The 18,075-nt window shown below is 39.4% G+C and carries 9 protein-coding genes; 1 reads left to right on the top strand and 8 read right to left on the bottom strand.

Features of this window, described 5'->3' with window-relative positions; translation table 11 throughout:
• Positions 1-111: 111 nt before the first annotated feature.
• Together QE450_RS12960 and QE450_RS12955 are read right to left on the bottom strand one after the other, a co-directional pair.
• Positions 112-2,787 (bottom strand): right-handed parallel beta-helix repeat-containing protein, encoded by a 2,676-nt coding sequence (locus QE450_RS12960; protein WP_307299623.1) that lies wholly within the window; start codon positions 2,785-2,787, stop codon positions 112-114.
• 359 nt (positions 2,788-3,146) lie between these two features.
• Positions 3,147-5,456: a right-handed parallel beta-helix repeat-containing protein gene (locus QE450_RS12955; RefSeq protein ID WP_307299622.1), complete on the bottom strand. Its 2,310-nt coding sequence runs from the start codon at positions 5,454-5,456 to the stop codon at positions 3,147-3,149.
• Positions 5,457-5,641: 185 nt separating this feature from the next.
• On the opposite strand from QE450_RS12955, the gene QE450_RS12950 reads away from it, so the two are divergent.
• The gene (locus QE450_RS12950; RefSeq protein ID WP_273613162.1) at positions 5,642-6,010 is read left to right on the top strand and encodes a winged helix-turn-helix transcriptional regulator; all 369 of its coding nucleotides are present in this window, start codon (positions 5,642-5,644) and stop codon (positions 6,008-6,010) included.
• A gap of 158 nt (positions 6,011-6,168) precedes the next feature.
• Here QE450_RS12950 and QE450_RS12945 read toward each other — a convergent pair whose 3' ends face one another.
• From QE450_RS12945 to QE450_RS12920, 6 genes are all read right to left on the bottom strand, one after another.
• Complete coding sequence (locus tag QE450_RS12945) at positions 6,169-7,239, bottom strand: SDR family oxidoreductase (protein ID WP_307299621.1); 1,071 nt, start codon at positions 7,237-7,239, stop codon at positions 6,169-6,171.
• A 243-nt stretch (positions 7,240-7,482) separates the two neighbouring features.
• Positions 7,483-8,274, bottom strand: coding sequence for an SDR family oxidoreductase (locus QE450_RS12940; protein ID WP_273613160.1), 792 nt, complete (start codon positions 8,272-8,274; stop codon positions 7,483-7,485).
• A 186-nt stretch (positions 8,275-8,460) separates the two neighbouring features.
• Complete coding sequence (locus QE450_RS12935; protein ID WP_273613159.1) at positions 8,461-10,776, bottom strand: right-handed parallel beta-helix repeat-containing protein; 2,316 nt, start codon at positions 10,774-10,776, stop codon at positions 8,461-8,463.
• 325 nt (positions 10,777-11,101) lie between these two features.
• Positions 11,102-13,540: a right-handed parallel beta-helix repeat-containing protein gene (locus QE450_RS12930; RefSeq protein ID WP_307299620.1), complete on the bottom strand. Its 2,439-nt coding sequence runs from the start codon at positions 13,538-13,540 to the stop codon at positions 11,102-11,104.
• A 549-nt stretch (positions 13,541-14,089) separates the two neighbouring features.
• Positions 14,090-16,540: a right-handed parallel beta-helix repeat-containing protein gene (locus QE450_RS12925; RefSeq protein WP_307299619.1), complete on the bottom strand. Its 2,451-nt coding sequence runs from the start codon at positions 16,538-16,540 to the stop codon at positions 14,090-14,092.
• Between the two features lie 321 nt (positions 16,541-16,861).
• Positions 16,862-17,935, bottom strand: a complete 1,074-nt coding sequence (locus QE450_RS12920) for a M42 family metallopeptidase (RefSeq protein ID WP_273613156.1) — start codon at positions 17,933-17,935, stop codon at positions 16,862-16,864.
• Between the last annotated feature and the right edge of the window lie 140 nt (positions 17,936-18,075).

Genomic DNA, 18,075 nt, shown 5'->3' with positions numbered 1-18,075 from the left:
CTCCAAAAAGAAAACTAAAAAAGAACCTTTAGATCAGAGAATCATCTCATTGATCTAAAGGTTCTGCTTATATAGATGAATAGATAAAGAACGTAGATAAGGAATATTGAATTAGTGATTCGTTAATCCACCAGATTCAGCGCGTGTTACTACGTTGGTACGATAGTCGTCTTGGCTTAGTCCAATCTTAGGCATAACTTCATTCAGATCCGGGAATTTCGCTAAAATGGTTTTGTTGTCTGTACGCAAATCCATTTTGCTATAATCGTAGAATCCTGCACTGCTAACACTAGAGATAAATTGATTACCTTCTACTGCAACATCGCCTAATTTGGGAACAACAATATTCGGTGTGTTGACCATTACATTGTTATTCATTTTTGTACCATTCGGATATTCAGGATGCCAGTTCGGATCAAGAATACTGCTCCATAATGGATGATCATAACCATACATCTTTTGCAATTTGGCTCCATATTCTTTCCATACGCCGCTTGTTGGATTCATTTCACGAAGTTGATCGGCATAGATACTATTCACACCATGAGAATTACTGTCGCCCCGTTGATCGACTTGGATCATATTGGAATCGACCACTAGATTGTTGTTAGCGATATTGTCATGTCCATTGAGCAAAATGCCTTTGGTTGAACCTTGCACAATATTATAACGATAGTTATCGCCACTATCTGCACCATCTGAATAAAATCCATTAGAACGTTTGTTATGATGAACAAAATTGTATTGAAGTACATTACCATAAGAAGCCCAATCTTGAGCGGTATAGAATGCGCCTGTATCGCCTTCGATCAAGGACGTATTATGCACTTCATTGTACTCAAACACCAGATTGTTACTGTACACATAACGAACAGCATCTTTAGGCACATCATGCAGTAAATTATGATCGAATTTGACCCCGACTGAATTACGCACCAGAATTGCTTCCAGATGAGTCAGATCGCCTACATTGTGAATATGATTGTTGGTGACACGACTATTGGCAGCTTCTAGCGTTTTGCGATCTCCTGCATCATTAATACTGATACCGAATCCGCCTGTTTCATAAATATCATTACTTTGGAAAAGGTTATTCGTCCCATCTACATCGAGAATACCACCATTTCCTAGATTACGAAGCGTATTACCTGCAATTGTAATATGGTCGGTATTTTTAAGTTCAATGCCGTTACCCATACCACCTTCAACCGTGAATCCTAGCATTTTTAGATTAGAAGCTCCATCGACAGAAATCACTGGATTTTCTTGGTCAGCTATAATAATGTTTTGGCTTTTCAGATTGCCTTTAGGATAGTAATAAATTTGACCATCTTTGAAGTCAAGTGACCATTCACCAGGAACATCGATTTCATCCAGATAATTAATCAATTTCCATTCTTCTGTACCGGAACCGATCCGATAAGGAGCTTTGATTTTGGATGAATAAGAGCTAGGCGTCAGGTACGTACTTGCAGTTGCTGATTGATATACATCTTTGTTGACGGATGAAGGGACTTTCACTGAATCGGTACTGTGTTCAGTTACGGTTGCATCATTACCTGTATGTTCAGTAACTTCAGAAGGTAACGATAGATTATGATCCGCATCAGTCGCTTCTGTCGTTAATTGAGAATCTTCAGTGAGTTGTTCTTTTAAGCGGACAGATCCAGATTCACCCTGTGCATTAAACAATTTGTATGATTGCGGGGTAGAGTCTGTATCATGTAATGCATCGTCTGCTGCTGGCTCGCTTGTTGCAGAAGCAGAAGGAGCAATACTGGATGCCGCCTGAGAATCTTCACCGTATGTGTTGGCTGTGGCAGAGGTAGCAGAAGCATAGTCTGTTACTGCCGCACTCCATTTGGAACCCATACCGCCATCAGGAATATCTTTAAGTGTAATGACATTGTGTTTGGTATCGATCGATTGTACGGAACTGGTCAAAGGGCTCCAGACCGTTCTCCAAAAGCCTTTAAGATAAAGAGCATGTCCTTGAGATAAAGACTTCTGCCAGCGTGCTGCACGATTGCTTCCGTCCAGATCTAACGTATCTGTTGTGTCTCCATTTTCAGGAATACCACCATCACCATAATAAAAAGATTTGGCATCTGCTGAACCATTCGCTGTTGTCCAACCTTTGCGATGTCCATCTACAGATTCGGTCACATTAGGCCATTGAGAAATAGGTTGACGAATACCGTTAGAGATCAGATCAATAATACCCCATTTTTCGGTAAACGAAGTGCCACCTTCAAAATGCTTAATATGCTTCAGTCCCAGTGACTTCACATCTAACTGGTAAAGGGCATTGGCATCTACATCAGGATGAACACGTGCTTTGGCTGCGGCACTGAGCGGTTTCCAATCGGAAGCATCAATACGAATCCCGTTGGTTAATGTCACTTGTTCACCTGAATACGTACGGTAAATAATAGGTTTATCCGGTGTACCTGAATCTTCAGCTGTAAATTGCAAGTTGGAAAATTCATATTCTCCACCTTTGACCCATACCGTCACTCCATAATCGGGTAGGTCGCCTTTTAGACTGCGGATAGCATCACGTGCTCTTTCCAGGGTGGCGTATGGTTTCTCTTTAGTGCCATTCCCATCCGTATCGCTTCCGGCTGTATCAACGTACAGATTCCAACCAGTTTTTGTCACAGCACCGCTATCAAGATTGATAACTTCTTGACTTCCTACTTTGTCAGCCGATGCGTATGGAACCGCCATCGCACTACTCAAAGCAAGCATAGCTGTGAGCGATATGATTTTCTGGAACTTCTTCATAAATATAAATTCCCTCCATTTCAAAATCCATTGATGTTGTTGGGATGATGGTTTATCCCTGCTGTGATGGGTATTTTGATTTAATTAGTTAATCACCTCCTAAAATACATATAAATTGGTAAAATCAGCGGATGCTTTTATATAATAAAATACAGATGCAAATATAGCAAAGCATAATTTCATACTTTTTTAATAAAATTTCAATTTGTTCATAAATTAGTTTCTTTTTTGTAACCATTTGAGCATACCGATAGATTGCTTGTCAAGTGCAGGTAGTATAATGTCTGAAAATAAAAAGGGGACTGATCAATTGCCTTAGAGCACAACTGATCAGTCAGTAATATGAACCATATTCTTAGTTAAGAAGTAGATTGATGGTCAGAAAGACCGTCTGAATCTGCACGATTAAAGGCTTTGGTACGGTATTCATCTTTGTACAAACCAATCGTTGGGAAAATAGTATTCAAGTCAGGAAACTTCTCTAATATTTTGGCATTTTTGGTGCGCAAATCAAGGGTAGCTAGATTATAAAATCCTGCATCCGAGGTACTACTTAGTGTCGTATTACCTACTGCTGCTACATCACCTTTTTTCGGCAATTTGATTTGTCCGCCAGCGCCTACAATCACATTATGATTAAGCTTACTGCCATTCGGATATTGAGGATTCCATTTATCATTTAATACACTGCTCCATAGATTGCCTTTTAAGCCGTATTTTTTAGCGAGTTGTTCACCATATTTTTTCCAGGTGCCTGTCAATGGTTGAAGCTCTCGCAGACGATTGGCATTATCACTACCCAATCCATAATTTAACTGATTAGAACGATCGTTAATTTCAAGAGATTGTACATTAATTAATAAATTGTTCATCGCTAAATTATGATGTCCATTTTCGAATAAAAAGGCGCGTGATGTATCTTGAATAATATTGTATTCATACGTATTACCACTGCTACCACCATCCGCATAAAAACCATTTGAGCGTTTATTATGATGAATAAAGTTATAACGTAATACATTTCCATACGAAGACCAGTCTTGAGCGGTATAGAAAGCCCCGGTATCGCCTTCGATCAGTGATGTATTATGCACTTCATTGTATTCAAGCAACAGCTTATTGCTAAATACATAGCGAACTGCATCTTTGGGAACATCATGCAGTAAATTATGATCGACTCGTACACCGACTGAATCACGAATAATAATCGCTTCTAGATGGATCAGCTTGCCGATATGATGAATATGATTATTGGTAATCCTGGTATTAGCAGACGATAATGTAGCTCGATCTCCTGCACTATTCAGACTAATCCCAAAACTTGCCGTATCATAAATATTGTTACTACGGAACATATTATGATGACCATCTACATCTAATATTCCACCATTTACATTGCGAATATTGTTGCCTGCAATCGTAATATGATGACTTCTTTTCATTTCAAAGCCATTGCCCATATTATTCTGTAATGTGAATCCTTTAAATTGTACATAAGAGGTACCATCCATAGTAACGATAGGTGTATCTTGATCACCGATTACTGTCTGCAATTTATGAATATCCGAAGGAGGATAGTAATAGATTTTGCCATCTTTAAAATCCAAAGCCCATTCTCCAGGTGTATCGATTTCTTCTAGCAGATTAAGGGCTCGGAATTCTTCAGAACCATCACCAACACGATACGTAGAAGGTGTACTGCTGTTGTCATTTTGCTCATTGGTTGTTCTTGATAGAGCAGAAGGAGCAACCATCGCACTGAATTTAGAACCCATTCCACCTTGTGGTGTATCGAGAAGTTTAATCGTTTTTTGAGCTGGATCGATTTGACTGATCTGAATACTGGCTGGACTCCAAAGGGTACGCCAGAAACCTTGTAAATAAATAGCATGACCGTTTTGGATTGCATTCTGCCAGCGCTTAGAACGATTGGTTCCATCTTCATCTAAAATATTAGTGCTTGAAGAACCTGGTTTTTGATAATAAAAAGATTGAGCATTATAGACACTTTGAGCGATTGCCCAGCCTGCTCGTTGTCCACCGGCTACTTCTGTTGTATTCGGCCAACGGGAAATAGGTTGCATTTGATTGTTGGCAAATAAATTCAAAATGCCCCATTGTTCTGTAAATGAAGTGCCACCTGCAAAGCCATTGATATGCTTCATTCCTAATTTGCGTACATCCAATTCTACTAGCTGCTTGGGATCAATCTTGGGATGAACTCTAGCTTGAGCTTCCTGACTGAGTGGTTGCCAATCCGTTACTGGCTTGCCTGTAGAAAGCGTAACTTGTTCTCCTGTATAAGTACGATATGTAATTGGAGAAGCGGCTGTACCTGAATCTTTTTTATCCAGTTGAAAGCTAGAATCCATGAGATAATTCCCTTGCTTCACCCAGACCGTTATGCCTCCTTGAGGAAGTTTACCTTTGTAGGCACGAATCGTTTTCTGAGCTTGTTGCAATGTAGCATAAGGCTTGGTTTTACTACCATTTCCAGTCTGATCATTACCTGTTTTGGCGATATAGATATTCACTCCAGACTCCTTTACAGCTCCACTACTTAACGGATATGCTTCTTTTTTAGTATGAAGACTGTAGTATAATACTCCTGCCAATAAAGCGAATAATACCAATCCCAAAAGGATGATCCGCGAACTTGATGCTTTCAAGCGAACACCTCCTTGTAAATATAATTTGATATAGAATGAGTTGGCATTAGTATAGGTAGAATCACTAACAACTGTCAAATATCGTGTATCTGCTATGCGAATGTAGTAAGATTACCATAGCATATCCCAGAGAAGCTGTTTTTATTAAGGTATCAACCTACTTTATCAGAAAGGTGGACTATATTATGAAAGACGAAGAAAAAGTCTATAATACAGCAGTTGAAGTCACATTAGAAGTAATCGGTGGGAAATGGAAACCTGTGATTTTATTTCATCTGACGTTTGGTAAAAAACGAACCAGCGAACTGAAAAAGTTAATCCCAACGATTACTCAAAAAATGTTGACCCAGCAGTTACGTGAACTGGAAGAAGCAGGGACAGTATTGCGAACGTCTTACAATGTAGTGCCTCCCAAAGTAGAGTATGAATTAACCGAGTATGGAACAACTCTCACCGAGTTACTTCATATGATGTGTAAATGGGGAGAAGTTCATCTACATAGACAATATGGCGATCAAGCTCGTATTGTAGAGTCTCCTTCTCAAGTGATATAAATTGTCAAAAGCCGAAACCTTATCACTAAGGTCGGCTTTTGATAGACGATACATATAGAGGAAAAGTATCCATTTCTACATATATAGTGTAATTTATTTATAATCTTGTCTTGAAGAAAGGAATACACGATTATTTTTATAAGTTATACACGATAAGATCAGGCAATAATATTACGTTTGCGAAAATCTTCAAAAATAGCAATAAACATCTTTTCTGTATCTACATATTCATGAAATCCGAATCGACGTGCTTTGCTTCCGTCAGCAAAAAAGTCATAATCCCACGAAAATACAAAATCACCAAACGCCCACGAAGATACATCTGCATACGTATAAGCAGTTAATCCGTATTTGGTAACGATATCGTCCCACAAAGCTTCTTTATCTTTCATCATCGTATCCAGACTCATGGATAAAGGGGGAGCTGTCTCCATCTCAAAATACGTAGCGATGGTAGGCCACAGCTCTTCCCAGCGGAACAAATCACCATTGTTAATATTAAAAGCCTGATTCGCACAAGCAGGAGTAGTCGCTGCCCAGACTGTAGCTTTGGCGAGTAATCCGGCATCTGTCATTTCGAGAATACTGTGATAGGCTCCACGCTTACCCGGAAATCGCAAAGGCAATTGAAGTTCTTTAGAAATAGTGGCGTAGATCGCAATCACCATCGCTAGATTCATAGGATTACCTACAGCAAATCCACACACGACAGAAGGACGGAGCGCAGACCATGTCCAGCTTTTCCCTTGCTGTTGTTGCATAAGATAGTTCTGCTGAGCCATATTAAATTCAGGTGGCATCGGACGTGCATCAGATTCACGTGCAGGTGTTTTGAATGCGCCTAGATGAGCACCATAGACTTTGTAACCTTGCATCAGACTTACATGTTGAAGCGTAGGGGAAATAGTCTCTACACTTTCTACGATATGGATTAGCATATTCAGATTAGGTTCTACCAATTCTGCCCACGTGGGACGATCTTGATATGCCGCATAAAAAATATGAGTGATCGTAGGAAATGATTGTAAGGCTTGATCTATTTGATCACGTTGAAAAAGGTCTACCGATACATAAGTAACACGATCTGTAGATACACCGCCACGACGGGATAACCCGATAATCTCCCAATCTGGTAATGTCGATAAATGATCAATCAGATTACTACCAATCACTCCATTTGCCCCTACAACTAACGCTACTTTACGAGAAGAATGGGTTACTGTATTCATCTATTGCACTCCTTTAATCATAATAAGTTACATGATTAGCTTGCAGGATAATGCAACCGTTGAGAAGTACGCACTTTGAAGTACGATAGGTACTTCAAAGTACTCTAGTGATCTTTTGTCTATAGAAGAAGATAGAATCATTACCGGTGAAATTACATACAAAAGCACACAGTAGAGGCAGTGATTATGCCTGCGCTGTGTGCTTTGGATAAAGTATTGGATAAGGTCAAAACAGTACCAGAGTTAGACTGTTTCTTCCCAAAGTTTAGCTTGATATTCTTTTACTTGTTGTTCAGATGGCTCAGGATATACGTTGCGGAAAGGATGGTGCTTCGCATCGATCACTTCTACCATTTTGTCGATCATGTCTTGTGGATCGAATTGTTGAGCTAGCATTTTTTCGCCTTTTGCCAGATCAGAACGTTTGGTAAAGTTTGTTTTCTCGTCATACCATTTTTCTTTTTGCTCAAACATATTATCGTTAAATCCTGTTTTGTATGGACCAGGATTAATCGTAGCGACTTGAATGCCGAATTCTTTCAGTTCTTCTTTAAGCGCTTGTGCCATAGCTTCTACAGCATGTTTGGAAGCACAGTATGCACCCAGATAAGGAGTTACACTAAGTCCAGCGATCGAGCTGACAAAGATAATTTTCCCTTTCTTTTTAGCGACAAATTGGCGTGCGACAATCTGTACCATTTCTAGCGAATTAAATACATTGGTATCAAAAATTTGGCGGATATTATCTACTGGAATCTCAGCCAGTGGGCCACCTTCACCAATCCCTGCATTTGCTACATATACATCAAAATCATATTTTTCCAATTGAATACGATCAAGTGGTTTATTGACATCTAATTTGATGACTTCAATATCGAGTCCTTGCGCTTTTGCTTCTTCTCGAAGTTCGGTCACTTGTGGAATAATTTCAACAGAAGCAATAACTTTATGTCCTTTTTTGGCAAGTCCTAGAGCAGCACCTTTACCAAGTCCGCTACCTGCACCTGTAATAAAAATTGTTTTTTTACCTAGCATAATGAATTCCTCCTGTTATAAGTCTGTATCGTCTTCGTGTCGTTCGGATTCATATTGCTTTTACCCGTTCAGTCTGATAACTAATCAATCGGGCAATAGAGAGGAGGGAAGAACAAGAGGTATTGGACACAGCAAAAAGCCGGACTACATAAGAGCCCGGCTGATGATCTAAAAAGTTAAAACAGCTTAGTGATTGGTGAATCCGCCTGTCTCAGCACGAGTCACGACACGAATACGATACATATCTTGTTGCAATCCGATTTGAGGGAAAATGCTATTCAAGTTCGGGAATTTATCAAGAATTTGTCTGTTGTTTGTACGTAAGTCCATTTGACTGTAATTGAAGAAGTTAGCATCAGTTACTTTAGGAATAATATTATTTTTTTCAATCGTAATATTGCCTAGTTTGGGTTTGATCACACTATTTACTTGAACTAGTGCATTATCGACTAATTTAGAACCGTTAGAGTATTCTGGATGCCAGTTAGCATTGAGCATATCGGTCCATAAGTTATCGGTATAGCCATAACGTGTTTTGAGTTCATTTGCAAAGCTTGCCCAAGCACCAGACGCAGGATTTTTGGAACGCAATCCATCAGCAAAGCTACTACCTACACCATAGCTTTTGGTCATAATCGCATTAGCCACTACATCGGTTGTAAGCACATCGCTACGGTTCTCAATCTGTACTTTGGAAGAAGCAACAACCACATTGTTACGACCGATATTGTGATGACCGTTAAATTGGAATGCACGATCAGAACCTTGAATAATATTGTTATAGAAGTTATCGCCTGCATCGCCACCATCGACATAAAATCCGTTAGCACGTACATTGTTATGAATAAAGTTATAACGAAGATCGTTACCATATGAAGTCCAGTCTTGTGCAGTATAGAAAGCACCTGTATCACTTTCTACTAATGCGGTATTATGAATTTCATTAAATTCAAACGTTAGGTTTGTACTGCTTACATAACGAATACCGTCTTTGGGAACATCATGGATTAGATTATGATCTATCCATACATTGTTAGAATCCCGTACGATAATACCAGCAAGATGCGCGAGTAGACCGGTATGATGAATATGGTTATTGGTAACACGTGTATTGGATTTGGTAAATGTAGTTGTTCGATCACCGGCATAACCTAAGCTGATTCCAAATTCACCTGTATCATAAATATCATTACTTTTGATTAGATTGTAACTACCATAGTAATCTACAATCCCGCCACCACTTACATTCAAAATCGTATTACCAGCTATTGTAATATGGTTTGTTTTTTGCATTTCGATACCGTTGCTCATACTATCTTCTAATTGGAAGCCTAGTAATTGAAGATAAGAAGTAGCATACATTTTGATGATCGGTGTTGCATTATCAGCAATCTCTACATCTTTTGTTTTGATATCGCCATCTGGATAGTAGTATACTTTACCATCTTTGAAATCAAGCGCCCATTCACCGGGAACATCAATTTCATCTAGATAGTTAACTGCACGCCATTCTTCGGTTCCATCTCCTGTGCGGTACACTGGATTAGAGTTCGCAATATCTTTACTCCATTTGGAACCCATACCACCTGAAGGTGTGTCCAGTAAAGAGATACTTCCTTCTCCATTATCAATACTTTGTACTTTGCTTGTTACCGGGCTCCATACTGTTCTCCAGAAGCCTTGAAGATAAAGAGCATGTCCTGCATTGACTGAAGATGCCCAACGTTCAGAACGGTTGGTTCCGTCTGCATTTAATTCATCATCAGTTTGTCCATCTGTAGGAATACCATTTTCACCGTAATAAAAAGATTTAGCGTCAGCAGAACCGTTAGCTGTTGTCCAGCCTGCACGTTTGGAACCAGCCATTTCACCCGGGTTCGGCCATTGTGAGATCGGTTGACGTTCATGATCGACAATCAGATCAATAATGCCCCATTTATCGGAAAAAGAATTGCCACCAGGGAAGCTGTTAATATTCGTAAGCCCCATAGCTTTCACATCAAGCTCAACTAATTTGCTTGCACTTACTTTTGGGTTAACTCTTGATTGTGCGTCACTGCTTAATGGTTTCCAGAGAGTAGGATCAACAGATGTACCGTTAGAAATAATAACTTTCTCTCCCGGATACGTACGATAGACGATCGATTTACCAGGTGCTCCAGAATCGGAAGCATTCAGATCGAGTGTAGAAGTGAATTTGTATGTGCCGCCCTTGACCCATACTGTAATTCCTCCAACGGGTAAAACTCCTTTTTTGGCACGAATAGCATTTCTAGCTTCAAGTATCGTTTTGAATGGAGCATCTTTAGTACCTGATCCTGAAGCAGCTACTGAACCATCTACGTAGATATTAAGACCTGTATTGGTAGTGGCTCCACTACTCAAGGTCACAACATTTCCATTGACTGTGCGATCTGCAAAAGCGAAATCAGGTGATAACAAAGTACTAACAAGTAGTGTAGTTATAACCATTAACATCGCTAACGGCGTCTTTCTAAACATTATAAAACATCCTTTCATATTGAAATATGGTTTACCTATAGGTCAGGTCTATTGGAAGTGGATATTTGCTTTTATAATTATCGAATTAGGTTCACTAGTTACTTTGTCGGATACTTTTGCCCATTTTGTAATGGTTATAGATAAATTTGGTTAATTTAAGTTAAAAATCGACTTTTTCTGATAAAAAGGGGGATAATTAAGATGGTTAGTTACCAATTATCCCCAGAAATCAATTTATTTTATGAATCGCAAGTAGCAGGAGAGAGCAGATAAGACCTACTATATTCATAAAAAGTTCACAATAATATGAAAATTCCTATTCATTTTAATGATTACTCATTCCACCTGAAGCTGATCTAGAAATTACTTGCACTCTGTACTCATCTTGAGATAATCCGATCTGTGGGAAAATCGTATTTAAATCGGTGAATTTGCTAAGAATACTTGCATTATTGGTACGATAATCCATCGTGTTAGCATTATAAAATTGAGCATCAGCAATAGTATTTAGAATCACATTATTAGCGACTGTAAAAGATCCTTTTTTGGGTGTAGTCACTGCACCTGTCTGAACAAACACATTATCTGAGATCGAAGAACCATTTGGATATTCAGGATGCCAGTCAGGGTTAAGAATATCTGCCCATAGATTGGTGGTATAACCATACGTCGCTTTTAGGTCTTTGCCGTATTGTAGCCATGCACCAGAAGTTGGATTTTTGCTAATCAAATTCTGAGCATAAGCGCCTGTAGCCGTATAGCCACGTGTAATGCCGCGATCATCAATCTGTCCTGCTGCTCTGGAAGCAATAACCAGATTGTTTTGTGCCAGATTATCGTGTCCACCGCCCATAATAAAAGCGATCTGAGATTGTTGAATAATATTTTTGCTCACCACATCACCGCTATCTCCATCATCAAAATAAAATCCATGGGAGCGTTTGTTATGATGAATAAAGTTATAGCGAAGAACATTTCCATAAGAAGTCCAGTCCTGTGGTGTATAAAAAGCACCTGAATCGCTTTCCACTAAAGACGTATTGTGGATTTCATTATACTCAAACAATAAGTTGTTATCTGAAGTATACTTAACTGCCGCCTTTGGTGTATCATGGATCAAGTTATGATCAATCTTAGTACCGACTGATTCACGGATAACGATACCTTCCAGACTAACCAACGTTCCGATATTGAAAATATGGTTATTTGTGATTCTGGAATTACCTGATACCAGATTAGTACGGTCGCCAGAGTATCCCATCGAGATTCCTGCGGCCCCAATTTCATAGACATCATTACTTTGAATCAGATTGTTATTGCCATAGTAATCGACAATCCCTGTACCTGTGACATAACAGATTGTATTTCCAGCAATCTTCATATGATGAGAACGCTGCATTTCGATTCCGTTGCCCATACCGCCTTCAACTGTAAATCCAAGCCATTGAATATAAGAAGCATCACTCATTTTGATAATCGATGCTTTGTTATCAGATAAAGTAATGATTTGTTTGGTAATATCACCTGTAGGATAGTAATAAATTTTGCCATCTTTAAAATCTAGTGCCCATTCACCAGGAACATCGATTTCGTCTAAATAGTTAATTGCTTTCCATTCTTCTTTGCCTGTACCGACTCGATAACTAACACTTGTATCTGGAATAAAAGGATCATCAGTTAATCCGTATACATTGGAAGTTACATTGAACATCGGAGTACTCGGAGTAGACACGACTGGTGCATACACATCTGCTTGTACAGAAGAAGCCATTAGATTAGGTCGATAGGCATCCATACTTACAGTTGAACTTTTTAATGTATTGGATACGACTGTTTTGCTAAATTTATCGCCCATACCGCCACTTGGAATATCGTATAGAGAGATAATATTATCATCTGGATAAATAGCGCCTACTTTACTAGTGACAGGGCTCCAAGCTGTTCTCCAAAATCCTTTAAGATATAGGTCATGCCCTTTAGCCATTGAAGATTTCCAGCGTTGGATACGATTAGTACCATCTGCGTTAACCTCATCATCTGAGATTCCATTTTCTGGTGTACCGCCTTCACCGTAATAAAAAGATTTGGAATCTGCGGAACCGTTCATAGTCACCCAACCTGCACGATTTGCTGCAATACTTTGATCTTCGTTAGGCCATTGAGAGATCGGTTGTCTAATACCATCCACGATCAGATCAACAATACCCCATTGTTCTGTAAATGTTGTGCCGCCTGAAAAACCAGCAATATTCTGTATATTGAGCGAAGCTACATCGAGCTCGCGTAGTTTACTTGGTTGAATCGCAGGATTCACACGTGCTGCTGCATCTGCGCTTAACGGTTGCCATGATGTTGGATCAATTCCTTTGCCTGTCGTTAACGTAACCGTTTCTCCAGGATAGGTGCGATAAATGACTGGCTTGTCAGGTGTGCCGGAATCTTGAGCATTGAGATCGAACGTTGTTGCTAAATTGTACGTTCCACCTTTCACCCAAACGGTAACACCGCCAGCAGGTAAATTGCCTTTATATGCACGTATTGTTGATCTAGCTTTGAATAGTGTTTTGAAAGGTGCTAATTTGGTGCCTGTACCTGTAACATCATTTCCAGTCGGATCGACATATACGTTCACGTTAGTTGCAACTGTACTTCCGCTACTAAGCATAGGAGTTGTTGCAGCATAACTGGTTTGCCCTGTTGGTAGAAGAGTAATAATAAGACTGAGAGATAATATCCATGCTACCCATTTCGTAGTTGTTGTCATTATATTTTCCTCCTAAATATCCTTGATGCTATTGTTATCAATAGGTGATAAACAAATAGATGTACTCTAACATGGCTAACGGTAGCTGTTTTATTATGATCGAGTAGGGTTATTAGGTCATTTATAGTTTGGAATGAATTCTTGATCAATCATTTCGTTATACACGTATTAGAAAGAAGATCAAGAAAAGTAAAATGTAATGAAGTGCAAATCACTTGAACAAATAGAATGAATAGTAGAATAAGGAATGGGAAGAAGTAGAAGAGATATAGAAGAGTAAAATGAAAGTGTTAGTGTTTCTTTAGCCACCCTCAGTATAGTATATGTCTCAACAACTGATAACCGCCTTAATGTCTCATTCTTAAAGGTATCAAATGCGATATAAAATCAAAGTATATTAGTATGTCCTTCCTATTCAGTCAGCAAGCATTAGCCCCGATGACTATAGCTCCTATATAAGAAAATAGCCAAAAGTTTCAGATCAGCGTCTGAAGCTTTTGGCTATTTAGATTGAAATGATATTGTTTGAACGTGAATAAGATATATCAATTAAGAAGAGGGAGAAGTAGTATTTTCTTTTTGCAGTCCTATTTGAGGAAAAATTTGATTGATATTTGGAAAGATCGCAAGAATAGTTGGGTTTTCTGTATAGACGCCAGTTGTCGTAGTAGGATTCAGCTTAGCCGATTGTATACTGCTAATTCTTGGATTATTTTGAATAATGACTGCTCCTTTTTTGGGAATAACGAGAGCGCCTGACTGAACAACTGCATTATCTTTGAAATGTGTACCGTTTGGATATTCGGGATGCCACTTGGAATTCAGTATATTTTGCCACAGATTGCTGTCATATCCATACGTATCTGCTAGAACTCGTCCATACGTTTTCCAGGGTTCTGCTACAGGATTTTTAGCCATTAATTGTTCCGCATAAGTGCTATCTGCTGTATATTTACGAGCAATTCCGCGATCATCAATCTGAATACCGGATGTGGCATTAACAATCAGATTTCCGGTTGCCCGGTTATGATGACCTCCGCCAAAAAGAAAAGCTTTGGATACGCCGGAGACTATATTGTTAGTAAATGTATCTCCGCTATCTCCATCATCAGCATAAAAGCCATTGGCACGTGGACTGTCATGTACATAGTTATATCGCAATACATTACCATAGGAAGTCCAATCTTGAGCGGTATAGAAAGCACCTGCATCACCATCTTCCAGTGAAATATGATGCAGTTCATTATATTCAAATAACAGATCATTGTTATACACATATCGTATGCCATGCTTGGGCACATCATGAATCAGATTGTGACTGATCGTCATACCTATCGACTGTGTAATAATTAATCCTTCTAAAGCAATCAGGGTACCGGTATTATGAATATGATTATTCGTAATCACAGACTGTGCTGGAGTCAAAGTATCACGATTACCTGCATAACCGATACTCATCCCAAAACTTCCTGTTTCATAAATAGTATTATTTTGCATGATATTGTGATGACCGTAATAATCAAGAACACCACCGCCACCTATATTTCGAATGGTATTGCTGTCTAGTGAAATATGATGTGAGCTCTGCATTTCGATCCCATTATTCAATCCACCTTCAATCGTCAGACCGATAAAGTTAAGGTAAGAAGCATTCGTTAACTTGATAATAGGGCCGGTACGATCAGCAATAATAATATTTTGCTTGTTAATATCTCCGTCAGGATAATAGTAGATCTTCTGATCTTTAAAATCCAAAGCCCATTCGCCAGGCATATCAATCTCATCTAACATATTCAATGCTTGCCATTCTTCTGTACCTGTACCGACTCGATACACTTGATACGTAACAGAAGTGACAGTCAGAGGAGAGACGGGAACACTTGGCTGGGTATAGACATCTTGAGTTACATAGACATCTTTTGTCACATACGTATCATCATGAATCGTTACCGGAGATTGATCAGGCACAGTAAATGGAACAACTGTCGCAGAGGGAGATGGATTAGTAGAGGGAACTACTGGAACTTCTTTGCTCCATTTCGAACCGATTCCGCCTTCTGGAATATCGACCAACCGAACGATATGACGTGTTGTATCAATACTTTCGACTTTGCTAGTTACCGGGTCAAAATCGGTACGCCAGAATCCTTTGAGATACAGATCATGACCTTGTTCGATAGAATGTTGCCAGCGTGCAGTCCGATCAGTCTGATCGGCATTCACTTCGTCGGTTGTAATGCCATCTTTCGGTTGCCCACCTTCGCCATAATAAAATGACTGCGGATCAGCAGAACCATTCATTGTGACCCAACCTGCACGATTTTTGCCTATTTTTTGCTGAGGATTCGGCCATTGAGAGATCGGTTCGCGTACCCCATCTACAATCAGATCGACAATACCCCATTCTTTGGTAAATGTTGTTCCTCCGGGAAAGCCAGACGTATTTTTAAGCCCTAACGATTGGACATCTAATTCTACTAATTGATCAGCATAGACAGCAGGATGAACACGAGCTGCTGCTTCCGCATTAAGTGGTTTCCAGAGAGTAGGATCAATTGTTTTGGCAGTGGTAATCACCGCTTGTTCATTAGGATAATTACGATACGTGATCGGTCGCTCAGCAGTACCTGAATCTAATTCATTCAGTTCTAATGTAGAAGATAGTTCATATTCGCCTTCTCGTAACCAGATTGTTGTACCACCAGCAGGTCTTTCACTATACGTATCCCGTAACACAGAGCGAACTTTGGGAAGAGTGCGATAAGGAGCTTGTACAGTTCCTGAACCCAAATAGTCGCTTCCTTTAGGAGAAACGTATACATTTTGAGTAACTGTAGGTACATCAGATAGAGTGGATACGCTGTTAGATGCAGAAGTAGAAGAAGCTTCTGCTGCAATTGCAGGTGTAGAGTAGACAAACGAACCTAGAGGCATCAAAAATACAGTCAACAACATCAGATGTCTAGACCATTTTGGGTACAGCATAGTCTTTGCAGTCATGAGTTCTCTCCTTTTATCTGTCTAGTTTGTTCATCATTATAAAGCGTATTGCACTGAATTACATGTGCCGATAGAGTTAAACAGTTAGTAGATACAGTCTTATTTTTAATAAATACAAATGACGAGTTATGTAGATTAAACCAAGAAAAAGTCGGTATGTGGATGGCATACTTAGTTAAAAAATCATAGAGATATAGAAGATGAGGCGATAAAAAAACCGATTACTTTTCTCTTATAAAGAGATCTAATAATCGGTTTGAGACGTATATCATTAAGTAAAAAGATAGGAATAGAAAGAATGACTACATCTAATGTAGCAGATTAAGCACGATCCAACATAGTTTGATACGTAGAAGCGTCCATATTTTTAACAAGCTTAATCAGTAATTCTTTGGCGGCATCGTAATCATCGGTATGAATAATAGAAGATGAGGTATGGATATACCGTCCACAAATACCGATAATACTAGAAGGCACACCTGTACCGCTGACATGCACTTGTCCCGCATCTGTTCCACCCGCAGAAATAAAATACTGTACTGGAATCTGATGAGTACTTGCTGTATCTTGAATATATTCAATCATTCCGCGATGCGTAAACATGGTCGGATCATAAATGCGTAATAACGCACCTTTGCCTAAATGACCAAAAGCATTACGATCTCCTGTCATATCATTAGCAGCACTACAATCCAGTCCGAAGAACAGATCCGGCTGAATCAACTGAGCCGCTGTACGTGCACCACGAAGCCCGAGTTCTTCTTGTACTGTCGCTCCTGAATACAATGTACCGCCAAGCTTTTCGCCATGAACCGCTTGCAACAATTCGATAGCAAGACCGACTCCATAGCGATTATCCCAAGCTTTTGCCATGATTTTTTTGGGATTAGCCATGGGTGTAAATTCGCAAATCGGTACAATTTGTAGTCCGGGACGCAATCCCATTTGTTCAGCTTCTGCACGATCGTCTGCACCGATATCAATATACATCGATTTGATATCCACCGGTTTGTTGCGTTGTTCAGGACTTAGTAAATGAGTAGGAGTAGAACCGACCACTCCAACAATAGGGCCGTTATCGGTAATAATATGCAGACGTTGAGCAAGTACCACCTGACTGAACCATCCACCTAAAGGTTGAAAACGAATCAGCCCTTGCTCGGTGATTCCTGTTGTCATAAATCCAACTTCATCAAAGTGACCTGCGACCATCATTTTCGGTCCATTTTCATTACCGCGAATAACACCAAATAAACTACCTAATCGATCTTGTACAAATTCATCGGTATAAGGTTCCATTTTCTCTTTAACCCAATGCCGAAGTTCTCTTTCAAAACCCGATACTGCGGGGAATTCGGTTAATTGTTTGAACATCTGAAGCGTCTGTTGATCCATTGACGTAGGTCACTCCTTAACAGTGTTATTCTTTGTTATAGTATGAACTTCATGTCGAAAAATGTCCAATTATTTGCCTTGACTTCAAATTGTAATCAGCCATTAAAGTGACTCTGACTTATCGTTCATGTACAATATAA

This window comes from Paenibacillus sp. SORGH_AS_0306, assembly GCF_030819345.1.
GTDB classification, from domain to species: Bacteria; Bacillota; Bacilli; order Paenibacillales; family Paenibacillaceae; genus Saccharibacillus; species Saccharibacillus kyungheensis.
Note: the sequence above shows the minus strand (reverse complement) of the source record. Positions and strands in the feature narration are given on the sequence as shown.